Raw genomic sequence first — 15,776 nt, 5'->3', positions numbered from 1 at the left:
ACCTTGCGTGACGCGGGGTGGCTGGCGTAAGGGCAAATATTATGGCTGATGCTCCGATCTATATTCACGCTGGCGCGCATCGCACGGGCACTTCGTCTTTCCAGATGTGTTTGCATGAGAACTGGCAGTTATTGGATCGCCAGGGATGGACAACCGCTTATCCTGGGCGTGATGGCAACCCTTCGGGAGAGTTGGCGCTGCGCCTTCCGTCCGGTCATCGCGTTGATCACGCTGCCGCCGCGATCAAGGCCAAGCTGGGTCTGGACGCCTATCGGGATGGCCGTCCAGTCATCTTGTCCGAGGAGAATATTCCCGGTCGCATGTTTCACTTTCTGCAAGGTCAATTCTATCCCTTCGCGGAGATGCGCTGCACCGCTCTACGGGCGGCATGGACAGGTCCAATTGCGCATTTGATGCTGGTCGTGCGCCCATATGACCAGCTGTTTGAGTCCGCTTTCCGCAAACGCGCCGAAGATAATGAAATGTCTGACTTCTGCGACGTAAGCGGTAACTACATGAATATGGACAGAGGGTGGCCCGACCTTGTCCAACTGATGCAAGACATATTGAAGCCCGAAGCCATAACAGTTGTCCCCTACGAGGCGCGTGGAACCAGCACAGATTTGCTCAAGCGGCTTGTGCCAAGCCTCTCGGTAGAGGGGTTGGTGGAGCCGCAGCGCATCTTGAACCAAAGTGCCACAGATGCCGCATTGGAAGCGCTTCAAGTCCGGTATCGTTGCGGTGAAAACCTGTCGCGCAGCGATTGGCAGGCGGTTATCAGTCAGTATGCGGGTGAAACGGCAAAGACTGGCTTTGCTGCATTCAGTGAGGATGAAAAAGCAGAACTTTCAGCGCGCTACGCATCAGACTTGAAGCAGATCGAGTGGATGAAGAGCGTCAATTTCGCCTAGTGCGTTCAGCGGCCTTTGCCGCGTCCCATAGCATGTCCATTTCTTCGAGCGTGCTGTCTTGCGGCGCGCGTCCCTTGGCCGCAAGTGCCGCTTCGATCGCAGTGAACCGGCGTGTGAACTTTGCATTTGTGCGTCGCAAGGCTTCCTCCGGCTCAACCCCAAGGTGGCGGGCAAGGTTGGCAACGACGAACAGCAAGTCGCCCATCTCGTTCACCATTTCCTCGTGGTCCATCCTGTCTCGGGCCTCGACCAGCTCGGCGGCTTCTTCCTTGATCTTGTCCAGCACCTGCGCTGTCTCTGGCCAATCAAAGCCCACACGGGCGGCGCGCTTTTGCAGCTTCACAGCACGCAGAAGTGCGGGCAGGTTGGGTGCCACGCCATCCAGTGCCCCTTTTTGCGCCTTGCCAGCGCGTTCCGCGGCTTTGATGGCTTCCCAGTCGCGGGTTTGCTGTTCGGATGATTTGTCACGAGACTCGTCACCGAAGACATGAGGGTGACGGTCCACCATCTTGTTCGAGATGTTGGTCACAACAGACTGAAAGCTAAAATGTCCGGCCTCTTCCCCCATGGCCGTGTGATACACCGATTGCAGCAGCAGATCGCCCAGCTCGCCCTCAAGCTCACCCCAGTCCTCGCGCTCAATCGCATCGGCAACTTCGTAGGCTTCTTCGATGGTGTAGGGCGCGATGGTGCGAAAGGTTTGTTCGACATCCCAGGGGCAGCCCGTTTCCGGGTCACGCAGGCGGCGCATGATTTCCAAAAGCCGTTCGATGCCCGCCGTTTGATCGTGGATCAGATCGTCACCCATTGCAGCCCCTCGCGGTTTCAGGTTTGCTGACATGTGACGTATCTCAGGGACCGGAGTCCACCCATGCCCATCATCAACCGCATCGGCGATCTTGCGCCCGACATGGCCGCGTGGCGGCAGCACCTGCATTCGATCCCTGAACTGTCCTTTGATTGTCCCAAGACGTCAGCGTTCATCAAAGAACGGCTGGCCGAGATAGGTGTGGATGAAGTGCATCCCGGCATCGCGCAGACAGGCATCGTTGCCATTATCAACGGCCAAGGGGACGGTCCGACGATTGGCTTGCGCGCGGATTTCGATGCTTTGCCCATCGAAGAGGAAACCGGAGTTGACTATGCCTCAACCCATCCAGGAAGGATGCACGCCTGTGGTCACGACGGACATACTGCGATGCTGCTTGGGACAGCGAAGTACCTGACCGAAACGCGGAATTTCTCGGGCCGGGTCGCGCTGATCTTTCAACCTGCCGAGGAAGATGGCGGGGGCGGCGAGGTCATGGTGCAGGAGGGTATCATGGAGCGTTTCGAGATCAACGAGGTCTATGCAATCCACAACGCCCCCGGAAAGGATTTCGGCAAGTTCCACACGCGCGGCGGACCGATCATGGCGGCAGCGGACACGTTTCATATCCATGTTACCGGCAAAGGTGGGCATGCGGCACGGCCCCATGACACGGTCGATCCGGTGGTTGCGGCATGCGCGATCGTCACGGCCTTGCAGACCATCGTCAGCCGCAATCACAAGCCATTGGAGCAGCTGGTGATTTCCACTACCCAGATCCACACCGGCACCACCGACAACGTGATCCCCGAGACCGCCTATATCAACGGCACCGTCCGCACCTTCAGTAAAGAGGTGCAGGCAATGGTTGTAAGTCGCATGGAGGCGGTCGTTGACGGCACCGCGGCAGCCTACGGGTGCGAGGCCAAGCTAGAGCTCGAATTTGGCTATCCCCCAACGGTCAACGATGCGGACAAGGCAGAGTTCGCAGCGCGCATCGCCGCCGATGTCGCGGGGGAGCCGGGGGTTGATCCAGATGTCGAGCCCGTCATGGGCGCCGAGGATTTCTCGTACATGCTGGAGGCGCGGCCTGGCGCTTATCTGATGCTAGGGCAGGGTGACGGCGCAGGCGTTCACCACCCGAAATACAATTTCAATGACGAGATTGCGCCCATCGGCGCATCGTTCTTTGCGCGCCTTGTCGAAACAGCGCAGCCGGTGGGGCGCTGATGGCCCTGGAAGATGCAAAGAACCAGATGGATCATGCGTTTACACGTGATGATCCGCGCGGGCCGTCGTTTGAACTGACCTTTGGCGGGGCAACATCCTTTTTGCGAAGGCGCTACACTAAGGATCTGACTGATGTGGATATCGCAGTGACCGGTGTGCCGTTTGATCAGGCGGTTACGAACCGGCCGGGCACCCGGTTGGGCCCTCGCGCGATCCGCGAGGCATCGAGCCTGCAGGCACCGGATGCGCCCTATGGCTGGCCTTTTGACGTCCTTAGCGAACGTACGATCATCGACTATGGTGATGTGGCCTTTGATTACGCCAACATCCCTGCCTTCCCGGACACTCTGACCGCCCATATACGCGGTATTCTGGACGCCGGTGCCGCGAGCGTGGTGCTTGGGGGGGATCACTACATATCTTTCCCCATTCTCAAGGCATATGCAGAAAAACACGGGCCGATGTCCCTGATCCAGATCGACGCGCATACGGACACATGGGCCGATGATGACATGAGCCGGGTGGATCATGGCACCATGTTCTACAAGGCGGTGAAATCCGGCATCGTGGATCCTGCGACCTCGGTCCAGATCGGCATTCGCACCACGAACGAGGACACGCTTGGCGTCAACATCATCGACGCCCCCGAATTTCATCGCATTGGACCCGCTGCGGCGGCCAAGCGCGCGCGTGAGATCGTTGGCGACAGGCCCGTCTATCTGAGCTTTGACATTGACGGTCTTGACCCCGCATTTGCCCCCGGTACAGGCACGCCTGTGTGGGGTGGCCTGAGTTCGGCGCAGGCAGCGGCCTTGCTGCGCGGGCTTGCCGGGATCAACATTCAAGGCGGCGATGTTGTCGAGGTGTCCCCACCTTTTGATACAACCGGGGCTACTGCCATCGCGGGCGCGCATGTCGCGACCGAAATTTGCCAGCTTTTGGGATGGAGGATGCGCGGTGGCGCCTAAGAATCAACCGCTCAGCGGCAATGACCTGGCTCGGTTCTCGGGTCCCAACACATTCATGCGTCTGCCGTTCTCGAATGAATTGCACAAGCTGGACGTGGCTGTTCTGGGCGTGCCGATGGACATTGGCACCTCCTGGCGGTCGGGCACGCGGTTTGGTCCCAAGCAGGTCCGATCAGAATCTGCGATGATCCGCCCTTACAATCTGCAAACCGGGGCGGCGCCCTTTGACAATCTGCATGTTGCAGATATTGGTGATTTGGCAATCAATACTTTCTCGCTCGCTGACAGTTTGCGCATTATTGCAGAGAGTTATGAGGCGATCCTGAACTATGACGCGACTCCGATGGCCATCGGTGGCGATCATTCGATCACACTCCCGATTCTTCGGGCAATTGCCAAACGGCATGGGCCTGTCGCGCTGGTCCACGTGGATGCCCATGCGGATGTGAACGACGAAATGTTCGGTGAGCGGGAAACGCATGGAACCGTCTTTCGGCGCGCTTATGAAGAAGAGCTGATCCAACCGTCAAAGGTTTATCAGGTTGGTTTGCGCGGTACCGGATATACGGCCGAGGATTTTACCGAAGCGCAGGGGTGGGGGTTCCAACAGTTTCCTGCGCATGAGCTGTGGGGGCGCGATCTGGGTCAATTGGGCGCGGAGATCAGGCGTGATATCGGCAGCGTACCAACCTATGTCACCTATGACATAGACAGCCTTGATCCAGCTTTTGCTCCGGGTACGGGCACACCGGAGATTGGTGGGTTGACGACTCCGCAGGCACTGCAGCTGATACGGGCGTTCAAGGGTCTGAACATTGTGGGCTGTGATCTTGTCGAAGTTTCGCCACCCTACGATACCTCAGGCAACACTGCCCTGACTGGGGCCAATATTCTGTACGAACTGTTGTGTGTTCTTCCGGGTGTTACCTACCGTTGAGCTGGAAACATCCCGACTGGGACCCATCAGGCGGAATTGAAGAAGTGAAATGAAGTTCGCAATGTATGCCACTGTTTTAATTTGTATTGTTTTGGTGGGGTTACTTGCTTTCGTACGCCTGGCACCGACCGATCCTGCGCGGTGGCATGTGCTCATTGCCGAGACGAACAGTCAGAACATGGTGGGCGGTGCAATCCGCGTTGTAGAGGCGGACGATATGGCTTTCGCACGCGTTGATGCTGCCGCGCGCGCTCTGTCTCGCACCCAAGTTGTCGCCGGCTCTGTCGATGAAGGACGCGTGACGTATGTGACTCGGTCCAAATGGATTGGTTTTCCCGACTATACGACGGTTGAATACAGCGACGGCCTACTAAAGATGCACGCCAGACTGAGGTTTGGCCGTTCAGATTTTGGCGTCAACAGGGAACGATTGGAGCGGTTGCTGGCTGCCGCCCAAGAGGGATGAGCTGAGGCACCCTTCTTGAACTTCACGCCACATGGGCGAATTCAGAGACATCTGGCATTGCGCCATGAACATACGCCCATCCACCTGAAGACAGATGGTTTGACCTAACTCGACTCGGGCGCCGGATTTGTCGGTGCAATAACACTCAACCGTCTTGCCAGAGGGTGAGGTGACATCCGCCAACGTCGGGCTGGCCATGAGCAAGAATATCAAGGCGTTGCGCATCATCTTGGGCAATATAGCACACCCGGCCCCTTGACCAATACCCTGCCTTGGATCAAACCGACGTTATGATCCCCCAAGACCGCCTTATCCAGATCACTCAGCGCTTTCAGTATCTTGAAGCCGCTATGGCCGATGGGTCCGGCGACATCGCGGCATTGGCCAAGGAATATTCCGACCTCAAACCCGTTGTTGATCAGATCGAAGCCTATCAGCAGATCGTGACGGACATGGAAGAGGCCGAGCTGATGCTGTCCGACCCGGACATGGCTGAACTGGCCGAAGAAGAGCTGCCGCGGCTCAAGGCGGCGTTGCCGGATGCGGAGGCCGCTTTGCAACTTGCGCTGCTCCCAAAGGATGCAGCGGACGCGCGGCCTGCCATGCTGGAAATCCGTCCGGGCACCGGAGGAGACGAGGCCGCGCTTTTTGCGGGAGACCTCTTGCGCATGTACCAGCGCTATGCCGAGGCGCGGGGCTGGAAGATCGACATTGTCGAAGAGCAGGCCACCGAACTTGGCGGCATCAAAGAGGTTGTGGCCCACATCACCGGCGACAATGTCTTTGCCCGAATGAAGTATGAAAGCGGGGTGCACCGGGTACAGCGTGTGCCAACGACCGAAAGCGGAGGGCGCATCCATACTTCGGCTGCGACCGTTGCGGTTCTGCCAGAGGCTGAGGACGTCGATATCGAAATTGCGTCGCAAGATATTCGAATTGATACCATGCGATCCTCCGGGGCGGGCGGGCAACACGTGAACACGACCGACAGTGCTGTGCGCATCACGCACTTGCCCACAGGTATTGTCGTGACCAGTTCCGAGAAATCGCAGCACCGCAATCGCGACAAGGCCATGCAGGTTTTGCGGGCGCGGCTCTATGATCTGGAGCGGTCGCGGGTAGACAGCGAACGCTCGGCTGACCGAGCCGCGCAAGTTGGATCGGGAGACCGGTCCGAGCGCATTCGCACCTACAACTTTCCGCAAGGGCGCATGACTGATCACCGGATCAACCTGACGCTCTACAAGCTGGACCAAGTGATGCAGGGTGATCTGGACGAGGTGATTGACGCACTTACCGCAGACTCACAGGCCCGTCTGATGGCCGAGATGGGCACGTGACCACCGCCGCCGAAGCCATGGTGGCCGCCACGGCGCGGCTGCGCGCGGCGGGTGTGCCGGATCCTGCGCGGGATGCGCGTGTGCTGCTGGCGCATGCGGCGCAAGTCGATGCCGCCCGCATCACACTCATTGCCCCAGAGGACATCGCGCCTGACATAGCGGACCGCTATGACCATCTGATTGCCTTGCGCGCAGTGCGGGTGCCTGTCAGCCACCTGATAGGTGAGCGCGAATTTTATGGCCGCCGTTTCAAGATCAGTGCCGATGTGTTGGATCCTCGGCCTGAAACCGAAACGCTGGTCGAAGCGGCATTGAGCGAAGACTTCGAACGTGTTTTGGATCTTGGCACCGGGTCAGGCTGTTTGCTGGTGACGTTGCTGGCGGAACGCGAGGATGCCATCGGGGTGGGGGTCGATCTGTCTGAAGCGGCATGTTTGCAGGCGTCTGCAAATGTTGCGCTACACGAGGTCGCGTCACGCGTGCAGATCAAGCAGGGGGATTGGTTCGATCCCGTCGATGGTCGTTTTGACCTAATTGTGGCGAATCCTCCTTATCTTTCTGCTTTCGAGATGGAGGAGGTGTCGCCCGAGTTGCGCGAGCACGAACCGCGCATGGCACTCACCGATGAGGGCGACGGGCTGTCGGCCTATCGAACGATTGCAGACCAAGCAGGTAGCTATCTGACGGCCAATGGCCGTGTTCTGTGCGAGATTGGTTGGCAACAGGGCGCTGAAGTGCGCACCATTTTTGAACGGAGCGGGTGGGGTACCGTGGACGTGTTGCCAGACCTGGATGGACGCGACCGTGTCATTCTTGCGCGGAATCCAGCATGAAACGATCAAAAATAGCGAAAATTTGGCTTTAACCCTTGTCGGCGGGCCATGTCCGTGCTTATTCATTTATCAGACGCAGATGCACCGGCTTCTGCCTTGCAACAGCGTCCCATCCACAAGATCGCCAAGAGACTGTGACACGCAACCAAGATGATGCGGCACGGGCGATCACAAAGAGTTATGCCAGAGAGCCATATATATCCATGAAGTCTTCGAGATCACGGTCCCGGTCCAAGAACAACCGCAACCGCAATTCCGGTGGGGGTGGCGGCAACGTCGTCAACCGCGTGTTCGACAGTTCCGGCCCGGAGGGCAAGGTCCGCGGCACGCCGCAACAGATCATTGACAAGTACAACCAGTTGGCGCGCGACGCACAGCTGTCTGGTGACCGCGTCGCGACTGAGAACTTTCAGCAGCATGCAGAGCACTATCTGCGGATGCTGGCCGAAGCCCAACGCGAGATTGAGGCGCGCCGTGAAGAGCAGGAGCGCCAGAACCGCGAGCGTCAGGCAGAGCGTGATCGTGAACGCTCCTCTCGGCAAGAGCAGGAAGCGAGTGCCGATCCTGCGCAGGCCCCGCAGCCCGACATTGTCGAACCTGCGGGAGAAACCGGGTTGGTCGAAACACCGGAAAGCCAACCCAAGCCCAAGCCGAAATCAACGCGCAGCCGCTCGCGCAAGCCCAAGGCCGAACCGGTTGCCGAGCAGCCTGAAGCGCCGCAACCCGATGCGGATGGGCCAGCACCTGAAGCGGCAGAGTAAGCTGTGCTTCCAATTTGAAACGAGGCGCGCCGGCGGCGCGCCTTTTTCGTTTCAGCCCTTGGCCACTTCACGTGCAAGGGCGCAGAAACCTTCAAGTGGCACTTGTTCCGCCCGATCCGTTGGCTTGATGCCCGCAGCAAGCAACCGATCTTCGATGTCGGGCGCCGTGCCCTTCAAAGCAGCGCGCAGCATCTTGCGTCTTTGGTTGAAGGCGGCGGCGACGACGCGGCTCAGGACAGCGGCGTCCGCGTCGAACCTTGGCGCAGGCAGGGCAGTCAGGTGGACAACTGCGCTGGATACTTTGGGGGGTGGCGTAAATGCCTCCGGTGGCAGCGACAGGACGATCCGGACATCAGACCGCCACTGCGCCAGGACGGCCAAGCGGCCATATGCCTTCGATCCGGGCTGCGCGACGATACGCTCCGCGACTTCGCGCTGGAACATTAGCGTCAAAGACTGCCAGAAGGGTGGCCAGGTAGGGGGCGTGAGCCAGCGAACCAAAAGTTCGGTGCCGACGTTATAGGGCAGGTTGGCAGCCACCCTGATCGGTGGCGTCAGATGTTCAAGCGGATCGATATCCAGCGCGTCACCTTCGATGACCTGCAACTGACCGGGATAGCGGTCAGCGATTTCGGCGAGGGCGGGCAGGCAGCGCGCGTCCTTTTCAATGGCAAGAACCTTGCGTGCGCCCTCGCACAACAAACCTCGGGTCAGACCGCCGGGGCCAGGGCCGATCTCGAGTACGTCAGACCCGCTCAAGTCTCCGGCTTGCCGCGCGATCTTGGCTGTCAGGTTCAGGTCCAGAAGAAAATTCTGCCCAAGCGACTTGCGCGCGCTCAGCCCATGGGTCGCGATCACATCGCGCAAGGGCGGCAGATCATCAATGGCACTCATGTGCCACTTGCCATTTGATACGCCAGCTTGATTGCTTCGATCATGCTGGTGGGATTGGCCATATCGCGTCCTGCAATGTCAAAGGCGGTGCCGTGGTCTGGCGAGGTCCGGATGATGGGCAGGCCCAGCGTTACGTTGACGCCGCGATCAAAGTCCAATGTCTTGATTGGGATCAGGGCCTGATCATGGTACATGCATACGGCAGCGTCATAGCGGCGACGCGCTACGGCATGAAACATTGTATCGGCAGGCCATGGGCCGGTGACATTGATACCATCCGCTGCCATATCGGCAACCAGTGCCGTGATCCACTCCACTTCCTGAGTACCCATGGCCCCCCCTTCGCCTGCGTGGGGGTTGAGACCAGCGACTGCTATGCGCGGCTCAAGGATGTGAAATTGATCCCGGAGTGATTGTGCGGTGATCATGATTGTCTCGCGCAACAGGTCTGGCGTCAGAGTTGTGCGCACATCTTCGAGGGCGATGTGGATCGTTGTCGGGACAACGCGCAACGCGTCTGATGCCAACATCATCACGGGGCGTGGTGCTTGTGTCAGAGCGGCCAAGTACTCGGTGTGGCCCGGGTATGCGAAACCCGCGCCGTCCATCAGAACTTTCTTGTGGATGGGGGCCGTGCACAACGCAGATGCCTCGCCGCTTATTACCAGATCTACCCCCCGCGCGATCACGTCGATGACACCCTGCGCGTTTTCCATATTTGGGTGACCCGGTGTCGCGCTGGCCGGGAAATCGTGACGCAAGACAGGAAGCGCCTTAGTACTTACAGCGTCAGCGCATTCCGCAACTTCGGTCCACTGTGTGTCGCCGGGCAGGTGACGAGGGTCACCGATCCATATCATGGGCACATCATGCCGGAGAGCGGCCCATGCTTTGGCCGCAATTTCAGGGCCGACACCCGCGGGCTCGCCACAGCAGATGGCGACCGGAGCTGTGGTCATTCGAGGATGCGTATGTCGGCTTCCGCACGCAGGTCTGCCAGCAGCGTTTCGGCAAATGCGTTCAGGCGCTGATTTCGCAACTGGTTGGCGATCGCATTACGGTCAATTTCCTGATCTTCCTCCAACGCCGGTGTGCGGCCACAGAGCATCAGGAACACCAATGTATTGCCCCCGGCGCGGGTCAATGCAGTCGACACTTCGCCCGGATCGAGTTTTGACAGCTCGATCGCGATGTCATCCGGGATCTCTTCGGGCGGCAGGCTGCCGCGATCCAGCACATTCTCAGGCTGGCCCTGCGCTATGCCATATAGGTCATCGCAGCGATCCACACTTGCGGAAATGGCACGGGCCCGTGACAAACCTTCCGGCGTGCGACCGCCATTGATGTAATATGCCGCGTATTCAATGGACGAAAACGTTTGTTGAGGCGCTTCAGTTTCACGGATGTCACGCAGTTGGAAAAGCGCCACCGCGTTCGGAATCTGAAGCGGAGCCGTGACCTGGCCCGGGCCAAGCGCCAAGAGCAGGGGACGTAACACAGGTGGCAAATCACTGATTGGGGTCCAGGGCAAACGGCCCCCGGCACCGCGCGAAGCCGTTGCGGAGACGCGGCGCGCAAAGTTGGAAAACTCGGCTTCCGACGTGGTTTGCGCAATGATTTCCGCTTGTTCCAGTACCCGCTCTGCCTCTGCTGGCGGGGCGGGAATGATGATCTCGGACACCAGAACCTCAATGCCGGAATTGCCGCGCGCACTGGCAACAGCGCGATCAATTTCGCGGTCATCGATCTGTACCCGGTTGCCGTAGCGGGCGCGGATGTAGTCGCGCCACACCAGAGACACGTTCACGAAGTCGCGGAATGTTTCTTCCGCGATGCCTTCGCTGGCGAGACCTTGAACAAATTCCTCGGTCGAAAGCTCAGCGCGTGCTGCGAAGTCGCTTAGCCCCTGTGCCAGCTCTTCCGAGGACAAAACGATGCCAGCCTGACGCGTTTCAGTCTCGCGGAGGCGGTCCCGGATCAGTTCTTCGATGACTTCCGTCCGGCTGCTACCACTGGCGCCCAATATCCTTAGAAAGCGCTGCCGCTGTTGCACTTCAAATTCCGAGATGACGCGCTGGTCCACCTCCGCCACAGGGGCAAATAGGTTCTGTGCAGATACCTGAACTGTGCAAAGTGCCAAGGCACATGCCGCAATCACCGATTGCCGAATTCTCTTACCGCTCATTTCGCCCGCTTTCCGCATGATCGTGTTTCCACCCGGTCCCCGGTGTTGACCGAAAACCCGCGCAAGGACACTGTTAACCCCAGACTGGTCGAGGGCTCAAGAGTTGTCGAGTCCGCGAAGCTGCGATTGATCGACAACCCCACGCGTACGCATTCATTTGAATAGGCAATTCCGGCCCCTGCAGTCGCGGCGCGCCCTTCCTCAAGATCGTAGCGCCAGTTCGCACTTGCCGTCCAGAAGCGGTCAATCTTGTACGACCCGTCAAATGTGACCTCACCGATAGGGGAAGGTAAATCGATGTCCGTATCTTCCGAGATCCAGACATAGCTGCCACCAACATCCACACGAGTGTTGCTCCAATCACCCCGCACTTCGGCCTTGGCCACATCAAAGCTCTCGTTAAACAGTGTGCGACCCGACATGGCAAAACCACCTTCGAATTCCAGTTTCCCTGCCAGCAGGAAATCGGAGGCGGTGCCGGAAAGCCCGGAGGTGTCATTGAAATCGGCTTGTGCCTTTTCCCGCAGCACCTGGGCCGCCGTGATGGTCGCGGACCATCCGTTCGGATCAAGCCGCGCCCAAGTGCCGCCATAGGCGACAGCCCAGCCCCGTTCCCGTCTGTCCGGTGCCGGAAAGCGGCTGAGCGACAGCAGGTTGCCTTCGTCAAACTCGACTCGTGTGCTTTCCTCATTCGGGACGTTCAGACCATCGCCGCCGACCCATGACAACTGAACCAGCGGCTCAAAGAATTGCCTTACCCCGTTGTTTCCAAGGCGCACGAGCGGATAGCGCAAAGTTACACCAACCTTTGGTGCCAACCCATTATCTTCGTCAAAGGTTATGTCATCGCTCACCCGGATAATGTCACCAGCGATACCCAAATCGGTTTGTACTTGTAGCCCACCCAGTTGGTATGTGCGCAACCACTCTGCTTCGAAATTGAAACGCAAGACATCACGCCCATCCACGATGCCATCCCCGTTGGCATCGAAGTTCACATTTGAGGGACGCTCGTGCCCATGCGCTTCGGCTGACAAGCGAATCTCACCCCCGATCAGGCTTGGGTGAAAGCGCCTTTCATAGAGCACATCAACAACATCCGATGGCAACAGGTCATCATCTTCATCATCCCGGAGCGACTTGAAGTTCACGTAAGAGAGTTGGATAAATTCGTCCCTGCGCGTGCGGGCTACCTGGATCGTGCTGTCGAGGCGGTCTTTGCCAAAAAAACCATAGTCATTGAGGTACGCATCGTCAGACACGGATTCGAGATCGAATTCGAGCACGAAGCCGCGATTCAACGCAAACTCACCCGCCGCGAACAGGTATCCGCGTTTGTCATCGGGCTGTAGGTCATCGTCAGAATATGCACCCTGGACGATGATACGACCGCGTTCGAAGGCCTGACGATATCGGAATTCGAGTGTCCGTGTCTTGCTTGTCAGGTACGGAATCAGGGTCAGGTCTCTATGGTCGCCAATCTTGATGAAATAGGGAACTGCGAGCCCGTTACCCAAACGCGAATTTGACCGTATCTCGGGAAATAGGAAACCGGATGCCCGATCAAGTGTCGGGTCCGGAAGGCGAAGACGCGGCAAGTAGATGATTGGCGTGTTCCGTACCCGGATTTGCGCCCCGTCAAAGTAAAGCTGGCGCGCTTCTCGGTCATGCACAACACGCTTGGCCCTGATCTGCCAAAGGGGTGGGCGTGTGTCATTTTCGCATATACGGCAGGACGTGACGGCCGTCTTGTAGAGCTGGATGTACCGCCCGCCAACGCGGTTCATTTGCACCGATGCCAATTGCACCTGATCGTTCAGCACAAGCCTTGCGCCCGTCAGCAGGCCGTTCTGAAGGTCTTCGCTCAGTTCTGCCTGGCTGGCCAGTATGACGATGCCCGCGCCATCATCGATTACGATAGGCCCAGTGATGGTCAGTGCCCCGGTGTCTCCGTTGTATTCGATGGACTGCGCGCTCAACCGCGTGGTGCCTTGGAATGCCTCAACATTGCCCCGGGCGATCAGTCGACGATCCCGAGTCACTTCAATGTCATCTGCAACAAGGACAGCAGGGGCTGGTCGATCTGTCGGCGTCTCAGGTTGTGCCTGTGCGTTGGCGTATCCGGCCGCTCCCAGCAGAAGAATTACGGCGGTGACAATGTGTTTGATGGTCAACCGCACGTCATCCGTCCTCGGCCTGCAACAGAAGGCCCATTGCCAGAAGAATGGAGGCCACAGGTGGTGCCCATGCCGCCAAAAGCACTGGTATCTGGCCACTTTCGCCCAGTATCTGTGCAAAGCTCCGGATGAAGTACAAACCAAACCCCAGCAACACTGCAGCCAGCACAGCCGTGCCGGTCCCCCCAAAGCGGGTATGGCGCATCGTGAACGCTGCGGCAACAAGAACCATGCCCATGAGGAAGATTGGGCGTGCGAGTTCGGATTGCATCCAGACCACATGCTTGCGTGCAGAAAATCCTGCCTGTTCCAGTTGCGTGATGAACTCGGGCATATCCCAAATTGACACACCCGCCGGTGTGCCAAGACGTTCGCGTATGCCGTCGAGCGTTAGGGTCGAAGGAATCTCGAGGACATCCTGCTCGACTGCGTTTGCCTCTGGATTGATCCCGGTGGCCAAAGGCCAGGCTTTTGCATTGCGCAGCGACCACGCACCGTCCCGCAGTGCCGCGCTGCCTGCTTCGATTCGACGGACGGGTCCTCCATTCGGTGCGTAGGCAACGAATGTAACGTCATAAAGCACCGACGCATCTGCATTTGATCGCGCCGCACGGATAACGGTTTGGCCCGTTTCTCCACCTTGCCGGAGCCAAAGGCCTTCTTCTGAAATGGATACTGCAGATACGCCACCTGAACGATAGGTTTCAGCGAGGGTTGCGTACTGCTTGGACGTGGCCGCAACGATAGGACCGAGTGTTGTGGTGGCCAGAACTCCAATAACGATAGAAACCGCCACCGGGCCAATAAGTGCGCGTATCGCGGATCGTCCTGCCGCACGTGTCACCACCAATTCGGATGACCTGGCGAGAGAAACAAAAAGGGCGATCGTACCGAGTATCATGATCAGAGGCAGGATCTGATTGAGCGTCTTCGGCACGTTGAGCATGGTCAGGCCAATCCGCTGACCAAACCCAACATCGAAATCCGCGAACTCACGGGTCTGATCGATGAGATCAACGAGAACAACAAGAGCGGTCAAAACTGCGGCGATCGTGAGCAGAGCCAGAGCAAAACGCCGCGCGAAGTAAAGGTGCAGGATCATGTAAAGCGTTCCCGCAATCTACGCAGCTTAAGGCCACCGCTCGACGAAACCCAAAGCAGCCCCGTGATCAGCGCCAGCCCTATGACTGAAGGCGTATAGAGGATCGGCCACATACGCGCATCTGCAAGCACTGGGCCAGACAACGTGCTGCGCATTCCGTCGAGTGCGATCAGCAAGAGAAACGCGATGACGATCTCGCGCCAGACGCCAAAACGCGAATACCCACCAACAAGAAGCGTCGCGAAACCGATCATAGCCGTGACAAAACAAAATGCGGCACGGGCGAAGCGGCTATGCAATTCTTCGGCGATCGAACCAGTTGTCGTTCCAAGAGACTCCGCCAACAGACCCCAGTTGGTCAGCAATGCATCAGTGCGCAAGAATTGAAGTGACAGTGCGACTTGTTCATCAGTGCTCATCAGCGGCGAAATATCGAAGGAGAAATCCTGGAATTTCGCGGTTGAGAGCCGATTGTCAGACGTTGCAAGACGCTGAGCAAGCCCGTCCACCATAATCAGCGATGTGCCGTCGCCATTGCGTATGAGATATGCCTCGGCTGCTGTGTAGATCACGCGCTCATTCGGAGCGCGTCGATCTGCGAGGAACACGTCCTGCAGAACGCCGTCTTCGCCGATGGCACGCGTGTAAAAGGTAACGCCGCGGGTCGGGTTTAGGAACGCGCCCTCAGTCAACAGCCGCGAGGTGACATTTCTGGATATCTCGGCCTCACGTTCCGACAGTTGCTGACTGGCGGCAGGGACAAGCATGTGGCTAAGAACGGACATCATCAACGCCGAAATCAAGCCGAACACGGCTACCGGTCGCGCAAGCCTCCATGGGGATGATCCGGTGGACTGCATCACCGTCAGTTCACTCTCATTGTTCATGCGATTGGTAACGTAAACGGCCGCTGCAAAGGTTGCGATCGGCAGAACCGTGGTGATTAGCCGCGGTAGGCCAAGGGCCGAAAATTCCAGAAAGACCAGCGCTGTTTGTCCATCACCGATCAAGCGATCAAACAATTGCACGGCCTGGTTGATCCAGAATACGGCCACCAGCACAAGGGCAAAAAAGCCAAAGAGCCACAGAAGCTGTGACAACATATAGCGGTCGAACTTGACCAAGAGCCCCCCGGTTGTGTCTTTTAGTTACATTGAGACGCGG

16 protein-coding genes are annotated in these 15,776 nt (G+C 58.3%); 8 read left to right on the top strand and 8 right to left on the bottom strand.

What is annotated here, in order from left to right:
- The first annotated feature begins 41 nt into the window (after positions 1-41).
- Complete coding sequence (locus Q1A51_RS00735) at positions 42-911, top strand: hypothetical protein (protein WP_299605752.1); 870 nt, start codon at positions 42-44, stop codon at positions 909-911.
- On the opposite strand, the gene mazG is transcribed toward Q1A51_RS00735, so the two are convergent.
- Positions 898-1,719 (bottom strand): nucleoside triphosphate pyrophosphohydrolase, encoded by an 822-nt coding sequence (mazG, locus tag Q1A51_RS00730; RefSeq protein WP_299605749.1) that lies wholly within the window; start codon positions 1,717-1,719, stop codon positions 898-900. The two genes, Q1A51_RS00735 and mazG, sit on opposite strands and share 14 nt — an antisense overlap.
- Before the next feature lie 63 nt (positions 1,720-1,782).
- Here mazG and Q1A51_RS00725 point away from each other — a divergent pair, with 63 nt between their 5' ends.
- From Q1A51_RS00725 to Q1A51_RS00710, 4 genes are all read left to right on the top strand, one after another.
- Entirely contained in the window at positions 1,783-2,949 is a 1,167-nt protein-coding gene (locus tag Q1A51_RS00725) for a M20 aminoacylase family protein (RefSeq protein ID WP_299605747.1), read from the top strand.
- The gene (speB, locus tag Q1A51_RS00720) at positions 2,949-3,917 is read left to right on the top strand and encodes an agmatinase (protein WP_299605744.1); all 969 of its coding nucleotides are present in this window, start codon (positions 2,949-2,951) and stop codon (positions 3,915-3,917) included. The genes Q1A51_RS00725 and speB (Q1A51_RS00720) overlap by 1 nt, the downstream gene beginning before the upstream one ends.
- Positions 3,907-4,854: an agmatinase gene (speB, locus tag Q1A51_RS00715; protein ID WP_299605972.1), complete on the top strand. Its 948-nt coding sequence runs from the start codon at positions 3,907-3,909 to the stop codon at positions 4,852-4,854. Before speB (Q1A51_RS00720) ends, speB (Q1A51_RS00715) begins: the two co-directional genes overlap by 11 nt.
- Before the next feature lie 94 nt (positions 4,855-4,948).
- Entirely contained in the window at positions 4,949-5,320 is a 372-nt protein-coding gene (locus Q1A51_RS00710; protein ID WP_299605969.1) for a DUF1499 domain-containing protein, read from the top strand.
- On the opposite strand, the gene Q1A51_RS00705 is transcribed toward Q1A51_RS00710, so the two are convergent.
- Positions 5,258-5,545: a hypothetical protein gene (locus tag Q1A51_RS00705; RefSeq protein ID WP_299605966.1), complete on the bottom strand. Its 288-nt coding sequence runs from the start codon at positions 5,543-5,545 to the stop codon at positions 5,258-5,260. The two genes, Q1A51_RS00710 and Q1A51_RS00705, sit on opposite strands and share 63 nt — an antisense overlap.
- Positions 5,546-5,610: 65 nt before the next feature.
- On the opposite strand from Q1A51_RS00705, the gene prfA reads away from it, so the two are divergent.
- From prfA to Q1A51_RS00690, 3 genes are all read left to right on the top strand, one after another.
- Entirely contained in the window at positions 5,611-6,660 is a 1,050-nt protein-coding gene (gene prfA, locus Q1A51_RS00700) for a peptide chain release factor 1 (RefSeq protein WP_299605741.1), read from the top strand.
- Between the two features lie 17 nt (positions 6,661-6,677).
- The gene (gene prmC / locus Q1A51_RS00695) at positions 6,678-7,493 is read left to right on the top strand and encodes a peptide chain release factor N(5)-glutamine methyltransferase (protein WP_299605963.1); all 816 of its coding nucleotides are present in this window, start codon (positions 6,678-6,680) and stop codon (positions 7,491-7,493) included.
- 203 nt (positions 7,494-7,696) lie between these two features.
- On the top strand, positions 7,697-8,254 hold the full coding sequence (locus Q1A51_RS00690) for a DUF4167 domain-containing protein (protein WP_299206926.1): 558 nt from the start codon (positions 7,697-7,699) through the stop codon (positions 8,252-8,254).
- Between the two features lie 51 nt (positions 8,255-8,305).
- Here the strand turns inward: Q1A51_RS00690 and rsmA are convergent, their stop codons facing one another.
- Genes rsmA through lptF form a run of 6 tightly spaced genes read right to left on the bottom strand, consistent with a single transcriptional unit; the run spans position 8,306 to position 15,736 of the window.
- The gene (rsmA, locus tag Q1A51_RS00685) at positions 8,306-9,148 is read right to left on the bottom strand and encodes a 16S rRNA (adenine(1518)-N(6)/adenine(1519)-N(6))-dimethyltransferase RsmA (protein WP_299605738.1); all 843 of its coding nucleotides are present in this window, start codon (positions 9,146-9,148) and stop codon (positions 8,306-8,308) included.
- Complete coding sequence (gene pdxA / locus Q1A51_RS00680; RefSeq protein WP_299605736.1) at positions 9,145-10,107, bottom strand: 4-hydroxythreonine-4-phosphate dehydrogenase PdxA; 963 nt, start codon at positions 10,105-10,107, stop codon at positions 9,145-9,147. Before pdxA ends, rsmA begins: the two co-directional genes overlap by 4 nt.
- A complete protein-coding gene (locus tag Q1A51_RS00675) occupies positions 10,104-11,333 on the bottom strand; it encodes a peptidylprolyl isomerase (protein WP_299605734.1) in 1,230 nt (409 codons plus the stop codon). The genes pdxA and Q1A51_RS00675 overlap by 4 nt, the downstream gene beginning before the upstream one ends.
- The gene (gene lptD, locus Q1A51_RS00670; protein WP_299605731.1) at positions 11,330-13,513 is read right to left on the bottom strand and encodes an LPS assembly protein LptD; all 2,184 of its coding nucleotides are present in this window, start codon (positions 13,511-13,513) and stop codon (positions 11,330-11,332) included. The genes Q1A51_RS00675 and lptD overlap by 4 nt, the downstream gene beginning before the upstream one ends.
- A 1-nt stretch (position 13,514) precedes the next feature.
- Positions 13,515-14,612, bottom strand: coding sequence for an LPS export ABC transporter permease LptG (gene lptG, locus Q1A51_RS00665; RefSeq protein ID WP_299206918.1), 1,098 nt, complete (start codon positions 14,610-14,612; stop codon positions 13,515-13,517).
- The gene (gene lptF / locus Q1A51_RS00660) at positions 14,609-15,736 is read right to left on the bottom strand and encodes an LPS export ABC transporter permease LptF (RefSeq protein ID WP_299605728.1); all 1,128 of its coding nucleotides are present in this window, start codon (positions 15,734-15,736) and stop codon (positions 14,609-14,611) included. Before lptF ends, lptG begins: the two co-directional genes overlap by 4 nt.
- Between the last annotated feature and the right edge of the window lie 40 nt (positions 15,737-15,776).

Source organism: uncultured Tateyamaria sp. (assembly GCF_947496075.1).
Classification (GTDB): Bacteria; Pseudomonadota; Alphaproteobacteria; order Rhodobacterales; family Rhodobacteraceae; genus Tateyamaria.
This window is presented reverse-complemented; position numbering and strand designations above follow the sequence as displayed.

Bases quoted from the DNA above. Each gene is read 5' to 3' on its own strand.
- speB (WP_299605744.1), top strand. From the start codon at position 2,949: ATGGCCCTGGAAGATGCAAAGAACCAGATGGATCATGCGTTTACACGT.
- Q1A51_RS00725 (WP_299605747.1), top strand. From the start codon at position 1,783: ATGCCCATCATCAACCGCATCGGCGATCTTGCGCCCGACATGGCCGCG.
- mazG (WP_299605749.1), bottom strand. From the start codon at position 1,719: ATGGGTGACGATCTGATCCACGATCAAACGGCGGGCATCGAACGGCTT.
- Q1A51_RS00735 (WP_299605752.1), top strand. From the start codon at position 42: ATGGCTGATGCTCCGATCTATATTCACGCTGGCGCGCATCGCACGGGC.
- prmC (WP_299605963.1), top strand. From the start codon at position 6,678: ATGGTGGCCGCCACGGCGCGGCTGCGCGCGGCGGGTGTGCCGGATCCT.
- prfA (WP_299605741.1), top strand. From the start codon at position 5,611: ATGATCCCCCAAGACCGCCTTATCCAGATCACTCAGCGCTTTCAGTAT.
- pdxA (WP_299605736.1), bottom strand. From the start codon at position 10,107: ATGACCACAGCTCCGGTCGCCATCTGCTGTGGCGAGCCCGCGGGTGTC.
- Q1A51_RS00690 (WP_299206926.1), top strand. From the start codon at position 7,697: ATGAAGTCTTCGAGATCACGGTCCCGGTCCAAGAACAACCGCAACCGC.
- Q1A51_RS00675 (WP_299605734.1), bottom strand. From the start codon at position 11,333: ATGAGCGGTAAGAGAATTCGGCAATCGGTGATTGCGGCATGTGCCTTG.
- Q1A51_RS00705 (WP_299605966.1), bottom strand. From the start codon at position 5,545: ATGCGCAACGCCTTGATATTCTTGCTCATGGCCAGCCCGACGTTGGCG.
- rsmA (WP_299605738.1), bottom strand. From the start codon at position 9,148: ATGAGTGCCATTGATGATCTGCCGCCCTTGCGCGATGTGATCGCGACC.
- lptG (WP_299206918.1), bottom strand. From the start codon at position 14,612: ATGATCCTGCACCTTTACTTCGCGCGGCGTTTTGCTCTGGCTCTGCTC.